Origin of the sequence: Tepidiphilus baoligensis (assembly GCF_012911495.1) — a bacterium.
Taxonomy (GTDB): Bacteria; Pseudomonadota; Gammaproteobacteria; order Burkholderiales; family Rhodocyclaceae; genus Tepidiphilus; species Tepidiphilus olei.
This window is the reverse complement of record NZ_JAAAUB010000001.1, coordinates 294,892-314,228: the sequence shown is the minus strand read 5'-3', so window position 1 is coordinate 314,228 and position 19,337 is coordinate 294,892. Positions and strand designations below refer to the sequence as shown.

At 65.5% G+C, this 19,337-nt stretch carries 19 protein-coding genes; 7 read left to right on the top strand and 12 right to left on the bottom strand.

Going from position 1 to position 19,337, the window contains the following annotated elements; translation table 11 throughout:
• Positions 1–50 precede the first annotated feature (50 nt).
• The 7 genes from grpE (at position 51) to GV368_RS01555 (ending at position 5,966) form a co-directional block, all read left to right on the top strand.
• Positions 51–656: a nucleotide exchange factor GrpE gene (grpE, locus tag GV368_RS01585; protein WP_169114883.1), complete on the top strand. Its 606-nt coding sequence runs from the start codon at positions 51–53 to the stop codon at positions 654–656.
• 60 nt (positions 657–716) lie between these two features.
• Positions 717–2,645 (top strand): molecular chaperone DnaK, encoded by a 1,929-nt coding sequence (gene dnaK / locus GV368_RS01580; protein ID WP_169114881.1) that lies wholly within the window; start codon positions 717–719, stop codon positions 2,643–2,645.
• A 90-nt stretch (positions 2,646–2,735) separates the two neighbouring features.
• A complete protein-coding gene (gene dnaJ / locus GV368_RS01575; protein WP_169114879.1) occupies positions 2,736–3,863 on the top strand; it encodes a molecular chaperone DnaJ in 1,128 nt (375 codons plus the stop codon).
• 171 nt (positions 3,864–4,034) lie between these two features.
• Positions 4,035–4,637, top strand: a complete 603-nt coding sequence (locus GV368_RS01570; RefSeq protein WP_169114877.1) for a peptidylprolyl isomerase — start codon at positions 4,035–4,037, stop codon at positions 4,635–4,637.
• A complete protein-coding gene (locus tag GV368_RS01565) occupies positions 4,634–5,413 on the top strand; it encodes a UDP-2,3-diacylglucosamine diphosphatase (protein WP_169114875.1) in 780 nt (259 codons plus the stop codon). The genes GV368_RS01570 and GV368_RS01565 overlap by 4 nt, the downstream gene beginning before the upstream one ends.
• Positions 5,414–5,420: 7 nt before the next feature.
• Positions 5,421–5,690, top strand: a complete 270-nt coding sequence (locus GV368_RS01560; RefSeq protein WP_169114873.1) for a DUF4160 domain-containing protein — start codon at positions 5,421–5,423, stop codon at positions 5,688–5,690.
• A 9-nt stretch (positions 5,691–5,699) separates the two neighbouring features.
• Positions 5,700–5,966: a DUF2442 domain-containing protein gene (locus tag GV368_RS01555; RefSeq protein ID WP_055422667.1), complete on the top strand. Its 267-nt coding sequence runs from the start codon at positions 5,700–5,702 to the stop codon at positions 5,964–5,966.
• Positions 5,967–5,969: 3 nt separating this feature from the next.
• Here GV368_RS01555 and GV368_RS01550 read toward each other — a convergent pair whose 3' ends face one another.
• From GV368_RS01550 to asd, 12 genes are read right to left on the bottom strand one after another with little or no spacing between them, the layout of a single operon-like run.
• Positions 5,970–7,151 carry an O-succinylhomoserine sulfhydrylase gene (locus GV368_RS01550; protein WP_142804966.1) on the bottom strand — a complete coding sequence of 394 codons (1,182 nt, stop codon included), beginning with the start codon at positions 7,149–7,151 and terminating at the stop codon, positions 5,970–5,972.
• Positions 7,152–7,161: 10 nt separating this feature from the next.
• Positions 7,162–8,697: an amidophosphoribosyltransferase gene (gene purF, locus GV368_RS01545; protein WP_142804965.1), complete on the bottom strand. Its 1,536-nt coding sequence runs from the start codon at positions 8,695–8,697 to the stop codon at positions 7,162–7,164.
• A complete protein-coding gene (locus GV368_RS01540) occupies positions 8,698–9,204 on the bottom strand; it encodes a CvpA family protein (RefSeq protein ID WP_142804964.1) in 507 nt (168 codons plus the stop codon).
• A complete protein-coding gene (locus GV368_RS01535; protein WP_169114871.1) occupies positions 9,201–9,950 on the bottom strand; it encodes an SPOR domain-containing protein in 750 nt (249 codons plus the stop codon). Before GV368_RS01535 ends, GV368_RS01540 begins: the two co-directional genes overlap by 4 nt.
• Positions 9,947–11,233, bottom strand: a complete 1,287-nt coding sequence (gene folC, locus GV368_RS01530; protein ID WP_169114869.1) for a bifunctional tetrahydrofolate synthase/dihydrofolate synthase — start codon at positions 11,231–11,233, stop codon at positions 9,947–9,949. The genes GV368_RS01535 and folC overlap by 4 nt, the downstream gene beginning before the upstream one ends.
• Positions 11,230–12,099: an acetyl-CoA carboxylase, carboxyltransferase subunit beta gene (gene accD / locus GV368_RS01525; RefSeq protein ID WP_169114867.1), complete on the bottom strand. Its 870-nt coding sequence runs from the start codon at positions 12,097–12,099 to the stop codon at positions 11,230–11,232. The genes folC and accD overlap by 4 nt, the downstream gene beginning before the upstream one ends.
• Entirely contained in the window at positions 12,096–12,908 is an 813-nt protein-coding gene (gene trpA / locus GV368_RS01520; RefSeq protein ID WP_169114865.1) for a tryptophan synthase subunit alpha, read from the bottom strand. Before trpA ends, accD begins: the two co-directional genes overlap by 4 nt.
• Positions 12,909–12,922: 14 nt before the next feature.
• Positions 12,923–14,119, bottom strand: a complete 1,197-nt coding sequence (gene trpB, locus GV368_RS01515) for a tryptophan synthase subunit beta (RefSeq protein WP_142804959.1) — start codon at positions 14,117–14,119, stop codon at positions 12,923–12,925.
• Positions 14,119–14,769 (bottom strand): phosphoribosylanthranilate isomerase, encoded by a 651-nt coding sequence (locus tag GV368_RS01510; RefSeq protein ID WP_169114863.1) that lies wholly within the window; start codon positions 14,767–14,769, stop codon positions 14,119–14,121. The genes trpB and GV368_RS01510 overlap by 1 nt, the downstream gene beginning before the upstream one ends.
• A complete protein-coding gene (gene truA, locus GV368_RS01505; protein ID WP_169114861.1) occupies positions 14,759–15,565 on the bottom strand; it encodes a tRNA pseudouridine(38-40) synthase TruA in 807 nt (268 codons plus the stop codon). The genes GV368_RS01510 and truA overlap by 11 nt, the downstream gene beginning before the upstream one ends.
• A gap of 27 nt (positions 15,566–15,592) precedes the next feature.
• The gene (locus tag GV368_RS01500; protein WP_169114859.1) at positions 15,593–18,133 is read right to left on the bottom strand and encodes a FimV/HubP family polar landmark protein; all 2,541 of its coding nucleotides are present in this window, start codon (positions 18,131–18,133) and stop codon (positions 15,593–15,595) included.
• A gap of 43 nt (positions 18,134–18,176) precedes the next feature.
• Positions 18,177–19,313 carry an aspartate-semialdehyde dehydrogenase gene (gene asd / locus GV368_RS01495; RefSeq protein ID WP_169115001.1) on the bottom strand — a complete coding sequence of 379 codons (1,137 nt, stop codon included), beginning with the start codon at positions 19,311–19,313 and terminating at the stop codon, positions 18,177–18,179.
• Between the last annotated feature and the right edge of the window lie 24 nt (positions 19,314–19,337).

Sequence of the window (19,337 nt, the reverse complement as noted above, 5' to 3'; positions counted from 1 at the left end):
ATCCACCCCCATAATGACTCCACGATCACGAATCGGCGGAGCATGAGGTTATGACCGAAGGAACCAAACCCAAGCACGACACCCCTGAGGGCGGGGAACAAACCCCTCGGGAGCATCCCACCACGCCCGAACCCCAAGCGGATGCCGAAGTGATGCCCAGCCTCGAAGAGATGCTGCGCATCGCCGAGCAGAAGGCCGCCGAACACCACGACGCCTGGCTGCGGGCCAAGGCCGAAGCGGAAAACGTCCGCCGCCGCGCCCAGGAAGAAATCGCCAAGGCGAGCAAGTTCGCCAGCGAGCGCTTTGCCGCCTCCATGCTGCCGGTCAAGGACAGCCTCGAGGCCGCGCTCGGCACGCCCAACCAGACGCTGGAAACCCTGCGCCAGGGCGTGGAGCTCACCCTGCGCCAGCTCGAGAATGCCTTCGAGAGCGCCAACGTGCGCCAGATCGATCCGCAGGGCGAAAAATTCGACCCCCACCTGCATCAGGCGGTGGGCATGCTCGAGAGCGACGCCGAACCCAACACCGTCGTGCAGGTGCTGCAGAAAGGCTACCTGCTGCACGACCGGGTCCTGCGGCCGGCGCTCGTCATGGTCGCCAAGCCCAAGTCCGAAGCGGCAAGCGCCGAAGGCGGCGACGGCAACGCCTCCTCTTGAAAAACCGCCGCCTCACCGCCATCTGAACACCAACCGCATTCAAACGAGAGGAACGCAATCATGGGAAAAATCATCGGTATCGACCTCGGCACCACCAATAGCTGCGTGGCCGTGATGGAAAACGGCAAGCCGAAGGTGATCGAGAACTCCGAGGGCGCTCGCACCACGCCCTCGGTGGTCGCCTATCTCGAAGACGGCGAAATCCTGGTGGGTGCCCCGGCCAAACGCCAGGCCATCACCAACGCCGCCAACACCATCTACGCCGTCAAGCGCCTCATCGGCCGCAAGTTCGACGACCCGGAAGTGCAGAAGGACATCAAACTGATGCCCTACAAGATCGTGCGCGCCGACAATGGCGACGCCTGGGTCGAAGTGCGCGGCAAGAAGATCTCGCCGCAGCAGGTCTCGGCCGAAATCCTGCGTAAGATGAAGAAGACCGCCGAAGACTACCTCGGCGAGGAAGTGACCGAAGCGGTCATCACGGTGCCCGCCTACTTCAACGACGCCCAACGCCAGGCCACCAAGGACGCCGGCCGCATCGCCGGGCTCGACGTCAAGCGCATCATCAACGAACCCACCGCCGCGGCGCTCGCCTACGGCATGGACAAGAAGCCGGGCGACTCCAAGATCGCCGTCTATGACCTCGGCGGCGGTACCTTCGACATCTCCATCATCGAGATCGCCGAAGTCGACGGCGAGCACCAGTTCGAAGTACTCTCCACCAACGGCGACACCTTCCTCGGCGGCGAAGACTTCGACAACCGGCTGATGGACTACATCGTCGACGAGTTCAAGAAAGAACAGGGCGTCGACCTCAAGAAAGACCCGCTGGCCATGCAGCGGCTCAAGGAAGCCGCCGAGAAGGCTAAGATCGAGCTCTCCTCGAGCCAGCAGACCGAGGTAAACCTCCCCTACATCACGGCCGATGCGAGCGGCCCCAAACACCTCGCCATGAAGATCACCCGGGCGAAGTTCGAAGCGCTCGTCGACGATCTCATCGAGAAGACGCTCGAACCCTGCCGCATCGCCCTCAAGGACGCCGGGCTCAAGGTCTCGGACATCGACGACGTCATCCTCGTCGGTGGCCAGACTCGCATGCCCAAGGTGCAACAAAAGGTCAAGGAATTCTTCGGCAAGGAACCGCGGCGCGACGTCAACCCCGACGAAGCCGTCGCCATCGGCGCCGCCATCCAAGCCGGCGTTCTGCAAGGCGAAGTCAAGGACGTGCTACTGCTGGACGTCACGCCGCTGTCGCTGGGCATCGAGACGCTCGGCGGGGTGATGACCAAGCTCATCCCGAAGAACACCACCATCCCCACCAAGGCGACGCAGATCTTCTCCACGGCCGAGGACAATCAAACGGCCGTCACCATCCGCGTCTTCCAAGGCGAGCGTGAACTCGCGCGCGACAACAAGCTGCTCGGGGAATTCAACCTCGAGGGGATTCCACCCGCGCCGCGCGGCGTGCCGCAGATCGAGGTCACCTTCGACATCGACGCCAACGGCATCCTGCACGTGTCGGCCCGCGACAAGGCCACCGGCAAGGAGAACAAGATCACCATCAAGGCGAACTCCGGTCTCACCGAAGAGCAGATCCAGCAGATGATCCGCGACGCCGAAGCGCACGCAGAGGAAGACCGCCGCATGCGCGAGCTGATCGAGGCGCGCAACCAGTGCGATGCACTCATCCACTCGGTGCGCAAGAGCCTCGAAGAGCTCGGCGACAAGGTGAAAGCCGACGACAAGGAAAAAATCGAAGCGGCCATCAAGGAAGCCGAAGAAGCGATGAAATCCGACGACAAGGGTAAAATCGAGGCCGCGATGCGCAAGCTCGGGCAGGCGAGCGCCGAGATGTCCCAGCATCTCTATGGTGCTGGTGAAGCAGGTGCTGCGCCCGGTGGTGCGGGAACGTCCGCGGGACAACGCGCCGGCGACAGCGACGTGGTCGACGCCGAGTTCACCGAGGTCAAGGACGACAAGAAACACTGATCGGCCCTGCCCCGCACCCTGAAAGCCGAGCCCGCGCCGGACACTCCCGGCCCGGGCTCGGCTGCGTCATGACCCCACACTGGCGAGACGATGACACAAAAAGATTATTACGCGATCCTCGAAGTGAGCCGCGAAGCGACGGCGGCCGAGATCAAAAAAGCCTACCGGCGTCTGGCGATGAAATACCACCCGGACCGCAATCCGGGCGACAAGGCGGCCGAAGAGAAATTCAAGGAAATCCAGCGCGCCTACGACGTGCTGAGCGACGAGCAAAAGCGCGCCGCCTACGATCGCTACGGGCATGCCGGCGTAGATGGAGCCGCGGCCGGCGCCGGGGCAGCCGGGTTCGACGACTTCGCCGAAGCCTTCTCCGACATCTTCGGCGATCTCTTCGGCGGTAGCCGGCGCGGCCGCTCCCAGGTCTATCGCGGCGCCGATCTGCGCTACCAGCTCGAGATCTCGCTCGAAGAGGCCGCGCACGGCACCACCAAGACCATCCGCATTCCCACGGCCGAGACCTGCGACACCTGCCACGGCACCGGCGCGCGCCCCGGTACGCAGCCGCGGGTGTGCCCCACCTGCGGCGGCATCGGCCAAGTGCGCATGCAGCAGGGATTCTTCTCCATCCAGCAGACCTGCCCCGAATGCCATGGCAGCGGCAGTATCGTCGCCGACCCCTGCCCGGACTGCGGCGGCGCGGGGCGGGTGCGGCGCACGCGCACGCTGGAAGTGAAGATCCCGGCCGGCATCGACACCGGCATGCGCCTGCGCCAGAGCGGCTACGGCGAGGCGGGCATCAACGGCGGTCCGCCGGGCGATCTCTACGTCGAGATCCGCATCAAGCCCCACCCCATTTTCCAGCGCGATGGCGACGATCTGCACTGCGAGATGCCCATCTCCATCACCACGGCCGCGCTGGGCGGCGAGATCGACGTTCCCACGCTCGATGGCATCGCCAAGTTGCGCATTCCCCCGGGCACGCAGACGGGCAAGGTCTTCCGCCTGCGCGGCAAGGGCATCCGCAACGTGCGCAACCAGGGCGTGGGCGACCTGCTCTGCCACGTGGTGGTAGAAACGCCGGTCAATCTCACCGAGCGGCAGAAAGAGCTCTTGCGCGAATTCGAAGAGATCGCTCATGAAAACGCCGAGCGCAACAACCCGCGCAGCAAATCCTGGTTCGACCGCATGCGCGAATTCTTCACCGGTGAAGCACAATGAACGCGGAGCACACGAAAAAATCCTGCAACCGGCCACGGAACACGGCGTGCGCGGTGTAAAAAGTGCGATCCACCACATCGACGGCACGTGCATTCGGAAAACGGAAAACGCCGTCATGCACCCGCGCGCCAGACCGTACGCATCGTCTTACCCTAGCCCAGGAACCCGTCCATGCCCCGACCGACCTCTGCCCTGAACCGAGTACGCCGTGCCCTGCTCGCGGCGCTTCTCGCCTGCACCTTCCCCACCCTTTCCTTTGCCCAAGGAGCCCAAGCCGTGCAAGTCAAACTCGCCACCAACCGCGGTGACATCGTGCTCGAACTCGATCCCATCAAAGCCCCCAAGACGGTGGAAAATTTTCTTGCCTACGTCGAGAGCGGTCACTACGACGACACCATTTTTCATCGCGTCATCGACGGATTCATGATCCAGGGCGGCGGGCTCACCGCCGACATGAAGCAGAAACCGACGCGTGCGCCGATTCCCAACGAAGCCGACAACGGCCTCAAGAATCTACGCGGCACCGTCGCCATGGCGCGCACCCAGGACCCCCATTCGGCCACGGCCCAGTTCTTCATCAACGTCGCCGACAACGACTTCCTCGATCATCGCGCCCCCACGACCCAGGGTTGGGGTTACTGCGTCTTCGGCAAGGTCGTGCAGGGCATGGAGGTGGTCGACGCCATCAAGTCGGTGAAGACCGGCGCCGTCGGTCCTTATCGAGACGTACCGCTCGAACCGGTGGTGATCGAGCACGCCGAGGTGCTGCGATGACGGCGCTGCCGACATTCGAGGCGCCGCGCCTGCGCCTGCCGCGCGCCACGTTCGTCTCCGACCTGCACCTCGACATCGATCGCGACACGCCGCGCCTGCACGCTTTCTGCGAATGGCTCACCCGGCGCCCGGCGGAAGAACCCGTCTTCCTCCTGGGCGACATCTTCGAATTCTGGATCGGCGACGACTGGACGCACCCGGTGATGGAATCCCTCGTCGCCGCCTGCGCCGCGGCCCGCGCACGCGGCGTCTCATTCCACTTCCTTACCGGCAACCGCGATTTCCTCGTGGGCGAGACCTTTGCCGCGCGCGCCGGCTGGGCGATGCTGCCCGATCCGGTGGCGGTGGAGATCGCCGGGCGAGCCTTCGTGCTCACCCACGGCGACCTCCTATGCACCGACGATCACGCCTATCAAGCCTGGCGTGCCCAGGCGCGGCAGCCGGCCGCCCAAGCCGCTTTCCTCGCCCAGCCGCTGCCGGCGCGCATCGCCTTCGCCCAGCGCTCGCGCGAACAGAGCCGTGCCTACCAGGGCGCGCTGGAATCGCCGATCGACGTCAATGAGGGCGAGGTGCGCCGTTGGCTCGAAACCTACCCTTCAGCGGTGTTGCTCCACGGTCACACCCACCGCTGCGCCGTGCATCGTTACTCGATCGCAGACGAGCAGCGCGAGCGCTGGGTGCTGCCCGAATGGCACGACACCGCCCGCTGGCTGGAGATAGTCCCCGAAGGCGCCACTTGGCACGGCGTGACACCGGCCAGGGTCGAGCACCGTTGAGGATGCCATGCCGACGATCAGCCTCTTTTACGGCATCCTCATCAACATGTACTTTTTCGACGACGAGCGGCACAAACTTCCCCACATTCACGCAAAATATCAGGGAATGGAAGCCGCTTTCTCCATCCTCGACGGCTCATTGTTGAGCGGGGATTTCCCGGCAACGAAAGCCCGGCTCGTCCAAGCATGGATCGAAATCCATCGAGAGGATCTCTTGGCCGATTGGGAACTCGCCATCAACGGCCAAGCGCTTTTTCCCATCGACCCCTTGCGTTGAGGATCTGCCATGGAATCGGTCGTCCGCGTCATCCCGCACGAGAACTTCACGCTCGAGCTCTGGTTCGACGACGGAAGTCATCGCCTCTTCGATGCCCGCCCCTATCTCGAACGTGGCATTTTTACCCGCCTGAAACGGTGGGACGAATTTCGGCTGGCCCACGTGGGGCTCGGCACCGTCTGCTGGCCTGGAGGACTGGACATCGCCCCGGAGACGCTCTACGACAAATCGGTGCCGCTCGCATCCGGGGAACCTCTGAATCTCGCCACCGGCTGAATCCTACCCCCCGATCGCGTCCAACCCGCGCGCGAGGTCGGCTTTCAGGTCTTCGACCTCTTCCAGGCCGACCGAGACGCGCAGCAGGTCTTCGCCCACGCCCATCGCCTGCCGCACTTCCGGGGCCAGCCGCCCGTGCGTGGTGCTCGCCGGGTGCGTGATGGTGGATTTGACGTCGCCGAGGTTGCCGGTGATGGAGAATATCCGGGTGGAATCGATCACGCGCCAGGCCTCGCTGCGTCCGCCTCGCACGCGAAAACTCACCACACCGCCCCCCAGTTTCTGCTGGCGCCGCGCGAGCGCGTACTGCGGGTGGGATTCGAGCCAGGGATAGCGCACCTGCACCACGTTCGGATGCCCCTCGAGCCAGCGCGCGAGCGCGAGCGCCGCCTCACTCTGCGCCCGCACCCGCAGCGGCAGCGTTTCCAGGCTCTTCACCAGCACCCAGGCGTTGAAGGGCGAAAGGCTGGGCCCTGCCGTGCGCAGGAAGCGGTAGACCGAATCGACGAGCGAGCGGCTGCCGAGCACTGCCCCACCGAGCACCCGGCCCTGACCATCGAGGTATTTGGTGGCCGAATGGATGACCAGATCCGCCCCCAGGGCGAGCGGCTGCTGTCCGATGGGCGTGCAAAAGGTGTTATCGACCGCGAGCAAGGCACCGACCCGGTGTGCCCGTTCGGCAAGCGAGGCCAAATCGACGAGCTCCATGAGCGGGTTGCTGGGCGTCTCGCAGAAGACGAGCCGGGTGCGCGGGGTGAGCGCCGCCTCCAGCGCCGCGGCATCGCCCAGATCGACGAAGCGCGTGGTGATGCCGAAGCGCGGCAGGATCGCCGAGAAGAGCTGGTGCGTGGCGCCGAAGAGCCCCTGGCCGGCCACGATCTCCTCGCCCTGGGAGACGAAAGTCATGGCCGCGCACAGGATCGCCGCCATGCCCGAGGCGGCGGCGATGCAGGATTCGGCCCCTTCGAGACTCGCGAGCCGCTCCTGGAACATGCTCACCGTCGGGTTGGTAAAGCGGCTATAGGTATAGCCCTCTTCCTGCTCGAGGAAGCGCGCCGCCGCTTGCGCTGCGTCGGCGAAAACGAAACTCGAAGTGAGATAGAGCCCTTCGGCATGCTCGCCGAATTGGCTACGCAGCACGCCATCGCGCACCGCGCGCGTGCCCAGGCCCTTGTCGTCGTTCATGACCGTCCTTTCATGCGTCCTGGTCGAGGGGCAGGTTGAGATCGAGCTGGGCCGCTCCCTCGCTGTCTTCGCGCTCGGACAGAGCAGCCGGTGCGTCGCCGCGCCGTTCGATCCGTTCGAGGTATTCGGGCGTGACGTCGCCCGTGATGTAGCGGCCGTCGAAGCAGGAAGACTCGAAACGCCGGATCGCCGGATTGACGCTTTGGATGGCGCGTTTGAGGTCTTCGAGTTCCTGATAGAGCAGCCCGTCGGCGCCGATCTGGCGGCGGACTTCTTCCTCGTCGCAGTAGGCGGCGATGAGCTCGCGGCGGCTCGGCATGTCGATCCCGTAGACGTTGGCGTAGCGCACGGGCGGAGCCGCCGAAGCGAGAAAGACTTCCACGGCACCGGCGTCGCGCGCCATCTGGATGATCTCGCGACTGGTGGTACCCCGCACGATGGAGTCGTCGACGAGCAACACGCGCTTACCGCGGAATTCCTGATGCACGGCGTTGAGCTTCTTGCGCACGGAATTCTTGCGCACCGTCTGCCCCGGCATGATGAAGGTGCGGCCGATGTAGCGGTTCTTGACGAACCCCTCGCGGTAGGGCAGCCCCAGGCGAGTAGCCATCTCCAACGCCGCCGGACGGCTGGAATCGGGAATGGGGATCACCACGTCGATGCGCGTGTGCGGAAAGCGGGTGCGGAAACGCTCGGCGAGGTATTCGCCCATCTTCACGCGCGCCTCATAGACCGACACCCCGTCGATCACCGAATCGGGGCGGGCCAGATAGACGAATTCGAAGAGACAGGGCGCGAGCAACGGGTCATCGGCGCACTGGCGCGCGCGCATCGTGCCGTCGATGCCGAAGAGGATCGCCTCGCCCGGCGCGACGTCGCGCACCAGCCGAAACCCCAGCGTATCGAGCGCGACCGACTCGGAAGCCACGAGCCACTCCGTCCCTGAAGGCGTGTCGTTGCGGCCGAAGACGAGCGGACGGATGCCGTAGGGGTCACGAAAGGCGAGCAGACCATAGCCCGCGATCATCACCACCACCGCATAGGCGCCGCGGCAGCGCCGATGCACCCCCCGCACCGCCGCGAATACCGCCTCGTCGTCGGGGCGCGCCCCCTTGGAGGCGGCCGCGAGCTCGTGGGCGAAGACGTTGAGCAGAATCTCGGAGTCGGAATTGGTGTTGATGTGACGCAAGTCGGTCTCGAAGATCTCTCGCTTGAGCGCCTCGCCGTTGGTGAGGTTGCCGTTGTGCGCGAGCAGCAGACCAAAAGGCGAATTGACGTAGAAGGGCTGCGCTTCGGCCGGATTGCAGGCATCGCCCGCCGTGGGGTAGCGCACGTGGCCGATACCCCAGTTGCCCACGAGACTGCGCATGTTGCGCGTGCGAAAGACGTCGCGCACCAGTCCCGGCCCCTTGTGCATGTAGAAGCGATCGTCACTGCCGGTGGCGATGCCCGCCGCATCCTGCCCCCGGTGCTGCAGCACCATCAATCCATCATACAGGAGCTGGTTGACCGGCTGATGGGCAACCACCCCGAGGATTCCGCACATTCAAATGATCTCCCTAGGCAAAGGCAATTTCTCGATCAAGCCTCGCGGCAACCACGGCTCCAGGCGTTGCAAGGCTGCGACGATCCACGGCGCGGTGCTCGATTGTCGCCACCACGGGGCTTCCTGGACGCCGACCGCCAGCAGCGCCGCCGTACACAACAACACCACCGCCACACCTCGCACCACCCCGAAAACCGCACCGAACACGCGGTCTATCCCCCCTAGGCCGACGGCACGCAACAGTTCGCGCAGGGCGTAGCGCATTAGTGCCGCCAGCATGAACACGGCGAGAAAGATCGTGGCAAAGCCCAAGACGCGCTGCAACAAAGGATCACTGAACCAGCGCGCATAGAACACCTGACCGATCGGCCAACAGAACACCCACCCCAAGACGATCGCCACGACCCATGCCATCACCGACAGCAGCTCGGAGACGCCGCCACGCCAAGCGCCCACGAGCAGTGAAATACCGATCACTGCGACTACCGCGTAATCGAAACCGTTCATGGCGAGGCGACGTACACCACGCGAGGGCTCAAGTGTTGCTGCTCGGCGATCGCCTTGGCAGAATGGGCTTTGGATTCGTGCACGAAAGGACCGATGCGCACGCGATACCAGCCATCGGCGCCGTTTTCGACGAAGGCTTCGAGCCCGGCAGCGCGCAGCTGCCCGGCCACCTGCTTCGCCTTGCTTCCATCGCGAAAAGCACCCGCCTGCACCACCCAATACCCAGGCAGCTTTTGTCCTGGTTTCAATACGCCCTCCAAGGCGGCGAGTGCACGCGCCTTTTCCTGCAAGGTATCGGATTTGACGGTCGGCACCGGACTGGATTCGGTCACCGGCTTGGGCGGCTCGGGCGGCGCAGTGGATCGAAGTGGCGCCCCCTCCGTTTGCGGGAGCGCAGGAGCGGATGTCGTCTGCTGCGACAGAGGATCTCGGGCGGAAGGAGGTTCTTGCCCGATCGGAGGCGTTGGCAGCGGGATGGACACCTCGGCGCGCTCGACTTCCGGCAGCCGAGAGGATTCGGAAACACGTTCCGATATCGCATCGGGACTAGCCTCGGGCGGCGGCAAAGAATCGGGCGCTTGCTCGCGGGAAGGAATCCGTACCTCGACCGGATCCCTCGGTCCTCGAGGCTCCTGTTCCATCACCAGAGGCAGCGTGATGAGCGCAGCCAACAGCAGGACGATCGCGCCGACGAAACGCCGCCGTATCCTGCGCAACCGCTCGAGAGTTTCTTCCTGGGTAGTCACCGTGCTTCCGTGTCCTGGACGCGCAGCGCACGCAGCGCATCGGCCACCGTGAGGAAAGAGCCGAACACGACGATTCTATCATCGTCCTTGGCCTGTGCCTTAGCCGCAGCAAGCGCCTCGGCCACCGAGGCGAAGGTTTCCCGAGACGCCTTACCCGCGGACTTCAACCTCGCGGCGAGCGCTTCGGCCGTCAGCGCACGCGGTCCTTGCAGGCCGGCAGCAAACCACGCATCGACCCGGGGAGCGAGCACCCGTGCCACCCCTTCTACGTCCTTGTCGGCGAGCATGCCGACCACGGCCAAGGTGCGACGGTACCCCGGCATCGCGGCGAGGTTCTCGGCGAGCACCGCCGCGGCCTGCGGATTGTGCGCGACGTCGAGGATCACGCTCGGACGGCCCGGCAGCACCTGAAAACGCCCCGGGAGTTCCACCGTCATCAAACCCTCGCGCACCGCCTGCATCGCCAGCGGCAGACGATCGCGCACACAGGTGAGCGCCATCAGGGCCGCGGAGGCGTTCATCAGCTGATTGACTCCGCGTAGCGCCGGATAGGGCAGACCACCGCGGTTACCCGCCGCGCTCGACCACCAGCGCCACTGCTGGCGGTCGCCATCGTAGCCGAAGTCCACGCCGAGGCGGTAGAGCTCGGCACCGAGCGCGGCGGCCGTCTCCAGCACCGAGCGCGGCGGCACCGGATCGGCGACGATGGCCGGCCGGCCGGGGCGGAAGATACCGGCTTTTTCGCGCCCGATCGCCTCCCGGTCCGGCCCGAGCCAGGCTTGATGGTCGAGCGCCACGCCGGTGAGGATCGCGGCATCCGCATCGAACACGTTGGTCGCGTCCAGCCGCCCGCCCATGCCGACTTCCAGGATGATCGCATCGAGCGGTTCGCGGCAGAAGGCCACCCAGGCCGCCAGCGTGCCGTGCTCGAAATAGGTGAGCGGCACGTCACCGCGCGCCGCCTCTACCGCTTCGAAGGCGGCAAGCAGGGCTTCGTCGCCGATCGGCTGGCCGTCGAGGCTCACGCGCTCGTTGTAGCGCAAGAGGTGGGGTGAGGTGTAGCAGCCCACCCGATAACCGCCGGCGCGCAGCATGGCTTCGAGCAACGCGCAGGTCGACCCTTTGCCGTTGGTACCGGTCACCGTGATGACCACTGCATTGGAGGTAAACAGCAGGCGCTCGCGCACCGCCCGCACCCGCTCGAGCCCCAGGGCGATCACGTGGCTCGCCGCGCGCGCTTCGAGCTGCTCCAGCCAGCGATCCAGGGCGGAGGTCTGCGTCATGCCACCTCGTGCGGGCGCAGCCCCAGCAGGGAGAAGGTGCGCGCGAGCCACGGCCGCAGCCGACGCCGGTCGACGATGGCATCCAATGCGCCTTTCTCCAGCAAAAACTCGGCGCGTTGAAACCCTTCCGGCAACGTTTGACGCACCGTCTGCTCGATGACACGCGGCCCGGCAAAACCGATGAGCGCTCCCGGTTCGGCCACGACCACGTCCCCCATGAAGGCGAAACTGGCCGACACGCCCCCCATCGTCGGGTCGGTGAGCACCGAGACGAAGGGCAGCCGCGCCTGGGCGAGCTGCGTGAGCGCGGCATTGGTCTTGGCCATCTGCATGAGCGACAGTACCCCTTCCTGCATGCGGGCGCCGCCGCTCGCCGCGATGCACACGAATCCGCAGCGATGTTCGATGGCGTGGCGTACCCCACGCACGAAGCGCTCACCCACGACCGAACCCATGGAGCCGCCCATGAATTCGAACTCGAAACAGGCAGCCACCACCGGCAGGGTCTCGAGACGCCCGGCGAGCACGATGAGCGCCTCGCTCTCGCCCGTGGCCTTGGTCGCTTCCTTGAGTCGGTCGGTGTAGCGTTTGCTGTCCTTGAATTTCAACGCATCCACCGGCCGTACTTCAGCGCCGATTTCCACTCGCCCTTCGGAGTCGAGCAGCGCCTCGAGCCGGGCACGGGCGCGGATGCGATGGTGATGGCCGCATTTGGGACAGACGCGCAACTCGCGCTCGAGGTCGGCGGCATAGAGCACCTCGTCACAGGCTTCGCACTTGGTCCACAACCCCTCGGGGACGTTGTGGCGCGCGCCGCTCACTTCACGCCGGATACGCGGCGGCAGGATCTTGTCGAGCCAGCTCATCGAGTCACCCCTTCATCGAGCGCCCGACGGATCGGGCGCAGAAATTCTTCCACCCGGCGGCACGCCTCGTCGGCATCCGATGCGCCTTCCAGGGTTTCGAGCAGCCGGCTGCCGATGACCACGGCGTCGGCCACGGCGCCGATCTCGGCGGCCGTTTGGGCATCCCGGATGCCGAAGCCCACGGCGATGGGCAAGCCCGTGCGTTCGCGCAAACCGGGAATGCGCGCGAGCACCGACGCGACGTCGAGTGAGCCCGCCCCCGTCACGCCGGTGAGCGAGACGTAATAGACGTAGCCGCCGCCGAGCCGCGCCACCTCGTCGGCCCGCTCCGGCTTCGAGGTCGGCGCGAGCAGAAAGATCGGGTGCAGCCCCGCTTCGCGCAGCCGCGCGGCGAACGGTTCGGCCTCCTGCGGCGGATAATCGACGGTGAGCACGCCGTCGACGCCGGCTTCGCGCGCCGCCTCCACGAAACGCACTTCGCCCATCGCCTCGATCGGATTGGCGTAGCCCATCAGCACCACGGGCGTATCGGCATCAGTGCGGCGAAAGTCGCGCACCAAGTCGAGCACCCGAGCGAGCGTCATACCCTGCGCCAAGGCCCGTTCGCTCGCACGCTGGATGGTCGGCCCATCGGCCATGGGATCGGAGAAAGGGATCCCAAGTTCGATCAGGTCGGCGCCGGCGCGCACCAACGCCGGCAAGAGCGCCCGCGTTGTTTCGACCGAGGGAAAACCCGCCGTCACGAAAGGGATGAGCGCCTTGCGCCCCTGCTCGCGCAGGCGGGCGAAGGTACGATCGATACGGTTCATGGGACGCTCCTCGTTCACCAGCGAATGCCCGAGCGTTCGGCCACGGTGTGCATGTCCTTGTCGCCACGCCCCGAGAGGTTGACGAGCAGCACCGTCTCGCGCGGCAGGCTCGGCGCGAGCTTGGCCGCGTAGGCGAGCGCGTGCGAGGATTCGAGCGCGGGGATGATGCCCTCGTAACGGCACAGCGCGTGGAAGGCCGCCAGCGCCTCGTCGTCGGTCACGGCCACGTACTCGGCGCGCCCCAGATCCTTGAGGAGCGCATGCTCCGGCCCCACGCCGGGATAGTCCAGACCGGCGGAGATGGAATGCGTCTCGCGGATCTGGCCGTGCTCGTCCTGCAGCAGGTAGGTGCGATTGCCGTGCAGCACGCCGGGACGACCGGCCACGAGCGTGGCCGCGTGCCGCCCCGTTTCGACCCCCTCACCGGCCGCCTCCACCCCGATCAGACGCACCGATTCGTGCTCCAGATAGGGGTAGAAGATCCCGATGGCGTTGGAACCCCCGCCGACACAAGCGATCACGTAGTCGGGCTGACGGCCGATGAGCTCGGGCATCTGCCACAGGCATTCCTTGCCGATGACGGACTGAAAGTCGCGCACCATCTCCGGATAGGGATGCGGCCCGGCCACGGTGCCGAGGATGTAGAAGGTGTCATGGACGTTGGTGACCCAGTCGCGCATGGCCTCGTTGAGGGCATCCTTGAGCGTGCGCGAACCGGAGGAGACCGGCACCACTTCGGCCCCCAGCAGCTTCATGCGATAGACGTTGGCCGCCTGCCGGTGCACGTCCTCCTCGCCCATATAGACGATGCAGCGCATGCCGTAGCGCGCCGCCACCGTAGCGGTGGCCACGCCGTGCTGCCCCGCGCCGGTCTCGGCGATCACGCGCGGTTTGCCCATGCGCCGGGCGAGCAGCGCCTGGCCGATGCAGTTGTTGATCTTGTGCGCGCCGGTGTGGTTCAGGTCCTCGCGCTTGAGGTAGATCTGAGCCCCGCCCAACGTCTCCGACCAGCGTTTGGCGTGGTAGATGGGGCTGGGCCGGCCGACGTAGTGTTTGAGCTCATCCTCGAACTCGGCACGAAAAGACGCGTCGCGCTTGGCCTCCTCATAGGCCTGGGCGAGCGCCTCGAGCGCCGGCACGAGCGTCTCGGCCACGTAGACGCCTCCGTAGGGACCGAAGTGGCCCCGGGCATCCGGGTAGTGATAATCCATCAGTGCATTCCTTGGGTCACGGCGGCGAAGAACGCCGCCATCCTCTGCGGGCATTTGATCCCTTTGGCTGCCTCGACCCCGCTCGAGACATCGACTGCCCAGGGCCGCACCCGGGCGATCGCCTCGGCCACCGTCTCGGGCGTAAGGCCCCCGGCGAGCACCACCGGGCGCGGCAGGGCGGGCGGGATCAGGCTCCAGTCGAAGGCACGGCCGCTACCGCCCCAAACGGCGGAGTCGGCATCGAACAGCAGCCCCTTCGCGTCGGGATAACATCGCGCCAATTCTAGCAGATCGAGCCCCGGGCGCACTCGCAGCGCCTTGAGATAAGGCCGGGCGAAACGCCGGCACAACTCGGGCGGCTCGTCGCCATGGAACTGCAGCAGATCGAGCGGCACACGCTCGAGCACCGATTCCACCTCGTCCGGTGCTGGATTGACGAAGAGCCCCACCGTGGTGACGAAAGGGGGCACTTCGGCGAGCAGGGCTTCGGCCTGCGTGGGCGTCACCGCTCGGGGGCTGGGCGGATAGAAGACGAAACCGAGCGCATCGGCGCCCAAGCGGCACGCCTCGCGCACGTCTTGGGGCCGCGTCAGGCCGCAGATCTTCACCCGTACGCGCCAGGGCCAGAGGGAATCTAGATTATGGGACATCCACTTCCTCGTATAGACCGAATTCGGGCCGGCGCACGATACGCTCGGGCAACCCCAACCCCGGAGGATACTCGACGCCGCAGAAATAGAGCCCGGCGGCAGCGAACGTGGGGGCGGCAAGCGCACGCTCGCGCCGTTCGAGCACTTCGCCGACCCATTCAGGCGGGAAACGCCCTTTGCCCACGTAGACGAGGGCGCCGACGAGATTGCGCACCATGTGATGCAGGAAGGCATCGGCGTGCGCATCGAAATGCAGGAAGGGACCGCGGCGCGTGATCTCGAGACGATGGAGCGTCTTCACGGGCGAGCGCGCCTGGCATTGGGCGGCACGAAAGGCCGAGAAGTCATGCGTACCGAGAAAGAGCGCCGCAGCCGCGCGCATCGGTTCGAGCGCGAGCGGCCGCATCTCCCAACCGACCCGGCCGGCGAGCGCTGCCGGGCGCACCGGCGCGTTGTAGAGTACGTAGCGGTAGTGGCGGGAAGTGGCGCGATAGCGCGCGTGAAACGCCTCGGATACGGACCAAGCCGCCCGTACGGCGACGTCTTCGGGCAAACGGGCATTCACCCCCCGCACCCAGGCAGAGGCGGGACGTTCGGCCGAAGTATCGAAATGCACCACCTGGGCAAGCGCATGAACCCCCGCATCGGTGCGGCCTGCGCAATGCAGACGGACGGGGTGAGCGGCAAGTGCAGAGACCGCCGCTTCCAGCACTCCCTGCACCGTGCGCCCACCCGCCTGCGTCTGCCAGCCGTGAAAGCCTTGCCCGGCGTATTCGACGAGCAATGCCCAGCGCATTACCTCACCTCTGCCGGCAATGGGCGGTCATGCCTTGCCTGCCTGGATCCTGTCCATGAGCTGCTGCGCCGTCGCACGTTGCGCCTCGCTACCGTCGCGTAGCACTTCTTCGAGCAGCTCGCGCGCTCCTTCGAGGTCACCCATCTCGAGATACGCCTGTGCGAGCTGAAGCCGGGTGGCATGATCTTCACCACTACCTTCTGCTGCAAACCGTTCGAGGTCGATGTCCATGACATCGGTGGGAGGACCGGACTCGGCGATTTTCTGTGCTTCCGCCGTAGCCGGAGCAGACAGGGACTCCGCTCCGTCCTCGGCCAGAGAGCGAGTGGGTTCTTCCGATTCGGGGGAGACTTCGGCCAGATCGAAGTCGATCTCGTCCAGCATTTCTTTCAGATCGCCGACCCCCGTGCTTGGCGAATCCGTCGCATCGGGTTTCGCGCCGGCTTTTTGCACTTGCACTTCATCTTCTTCGAGGATCAGCTCCGGAAAATCGCTCGCTTCTTCTTTCTCGGCAGCCGCCGTACGATCACTTTTCGTTGTCTGCGATTCGTCGAGGGACACGTTTTCCGTCGACTTCGTCTGCTCCGGTTCCGCGACGGGGAGTTCGAGATCGAACTCGAGGAGATCGTCCCCCCCTCCAGCTGGCGGGGTTTTTTCGGGCGACGCGGGCTCTTCCGCCATCCGTTGGCTCAACTTGTCCAAGTCGAAATCGAGTTCGACGAATTCCTGCGCGGAATCCGGGCGTGTCGTCTCGAAGGATTCTGCCGTCTCGGCAGGGACGGCGGCCGAGGGCTCGGAGCGGACGTCGGGACGAGCCGGCCCGGACGCAGCGGCGACTCCGCCCACCCCCCCTGCCTCGGGGAAAGATCCGCGAGGCGGAATTTCCGTTTTCGGTCCCTCATGGGCGAGCACCGAGGCAAAACGTTCGTCGTCTGGCCAGGCCCGTTTGCCGATACTCAATGCCATGTCCCAATCCGCCCCCTGCTCTCCGCTCAATTCGGACAGAGTGCGCAGATACTGGTCGAATTTGGCTCGATCGCCCCGCTTCGCGTAGACCTCGAGCAGCTTCAGGTAAATCGCCGGGCGCCGGGGCGTTTGCTTGAGGGCATCGAGCAAGATCTCCTCGGCCTGAGGATCGCGTCCATAAGCAAGATAGACCTCTGCCTCCGCAACGGGGTCGACCCCTTCGTCGGCATGCAGGGCGTTGAAAGCCACCTGGGTGAAATCGGTCCCGAGAATGCTGGAGGTGTCGATGTTCTGGCCTGAGGTGACGGCACGGCCAGACTCGGTGGCCGGGCCGGAATGCTCCAGGGTCGAAGCGGCTGCGGCTGCCGACAGGGTCGGGGCGTGCAGCGGCTCGGATGCAGGCGCAGGAAGCGCTTGCGCTTCGCGTCTGCGGCGATAAGCCGACCATCCCAGGGCCGCAGCCAAGGCAGCGAGCGCTCCGCCAAACCAGGGCAAGATACTCGACAACATCGAGCCTTGTTCGGCTTCTGTCATTCGTTCGACTTGCGCCTGCATTTGAGCCAAGGAGGCATTCTGCGTTTCGACGAGCTTTTGCAGCCGCGCAATTTCGGCTTCGAGCCTGACGATGCGCTCGTTCGCCTCACCGAGCGCCGCCTCCGAGGCCGCCAACGTCTCCTGCAAAGCCGACACCTCGGGCGAAGGCGGTGCGGGTGTCTCCCCATCGGCCATCGGCTCAGGGCTCGCGCCCACTTTCAGACGATCCTCGGGCTCAGCCGCTGAACCCTGCCCGAGGTCTTCGCGCGCCACGACCACCCCTCTGTCCACCCGCTCCTCGAGCCCACCTGGTGCCTGCTGGGTGCTTTCTTGGGCTGCAACCGGCGCCGCCCGCCGGGCTTGGGAACGCAACAGCGCACGGGCCTCAGCCAAGGAGATCTGCCGTATTTCTTCGGCCGACGGGGTCCTCAACGTAACCCCGGCCTTGAGCCGATTGACGTCGCCTCCGATGAAGGCATCTGGATTGGCCCGCCATAACGCCACCAGCGTTTGTTCCGGTGAAGTTCCGGCAGGCGCCACCTGACGGGCGATCCCGTAGAGCGTCTCTCCGGGGCGAACGGTCCATCGATCGGGTTGCCTCTGCGTGACGGGGGCACCCCGACTGGGTTCGAGGGCGACGTCTCTACCAGCGGCCGAAACGGGGCGAGCCGGTGCGGCAACCTCGGGCGGGTCGAGCAAGATGGGAAATTCGCGAACGAGGCGTCCACTGCTCCAACTCATGTCGAGCAGCACGTTGACGAAGGGCTCCCGAACGGGCACACGACTGGAGAGGACGATTTTTGCGCGCGATCCATCCCGGACCAATTTTGCGTCGATTTGCTGCACGAGGTTGCTATAGGGCACACCGACCTGGCGAAAATAATCGGGATCCGCGATGCGCGCCGACAGAGAGCGCAACTCTTCAGGGGTGGCCCGAACGGTGATTTCCGCCCGCAGCGGCTCGCCCAAGCGGGAACGCACGACGAGCTCGCCGAATCCCGCACTCCAGGCATTTCCCCACAAAGCGCCCAACAACAGGGCCAAGGGCACCTGCTTCGTTCGTTTCATTTTTTGCGCTCCCTCATCAGCATCGAACCTCGACCGTGAATCCCTAGCCCTGCAGCAGGATCCGCAGCATTCGGCGCAACGGCTCGGCCGCTCCCCACAGGAGTTGGTCGCCTACCGTAAACGCCCCCAGATACTCCGGTCCCATGGCGAGCTTGTGCAAACGCCCGATGGGTACCGTCAACGTCCCCGACACGGCCGCCGGCGTGAGCTCGCGCTCGCTCGCCTCGCGCTCGTTCGGTACCACTTTCACCCACTCGTTGGCCCCGGCGATGATCGCCTCGATCTCGTCGAGCGGTACGTCGCGTTTGAGCTTGACCGTCAGCCCATGCGAATGGCAGCGCATGGCGCCGATACGCACGCACAGGCCATCGATGGGAATCGAGCCCGGCGTGCGGAAAGGCGGTTTGCCGAGGATCTTGTTGCACTCGGCCCCACCTTTCCATTCCTCTTTCGACTGGCCGTGCTCGACCGGCACGTCGATCCAGGGAATGAGACTGCCGGCGAGCGGCACACCGCGAAAATTCTTGGTGGGAAAATCGGGCGAGCGCATCGCCGCCGTCACCTTACGGTCGATCTCCAAAATGGCAGAGGCCGGATCGGCAAGCTCGGCAGCCACCGCCTGATGGAGCCGCCCCATCTGCTCGAGCAGTTCGCGCATGTTCTGCGCTCCGGCACCGGAGGCCGCCTGGTAGGTCATCGAGGAGACCCACTCGATGAGCTCCTCGCGGAACAGCCCCCCAAGGGCCATCAGCATGAGCGAGACGGTGCAATTGCCGCCGATCCAGTCGCGCCCGCCCTTGGCGAGCGCCGCATCGATCACCGGGCGATTGACCGGATCGAGGACGATCACCGTGTGCGGTTCCATGCGCAGGGCGCTCGCCGCATCGATCCAATGCCCTTTCCAGCCGGCTGCGCGCAGCTTGGGATAGACGGCCTTGGTGTAGTCGCCACCCTGGCAGGTGAGGATGATGTCCATCCGGGCGAGCGTTTCCAGGTCGTAGGCATCCTGGAGCGGCTCGGCCGGAGTCACGCCGCCGAAGCTCGGGGCGGGTTTGCCCGCGGCCGAAGTGGAAAAATAGACCGGCTCGAAGAGGGCGAAATCCTTCTCTTCTTCCATGCGCTGCATCAGGACGGAACCGACCATCCCACGCCAACCGACCAATCCGACTCGTTGTTGCATTGCCATTCTCTATTCCTCGTCTCG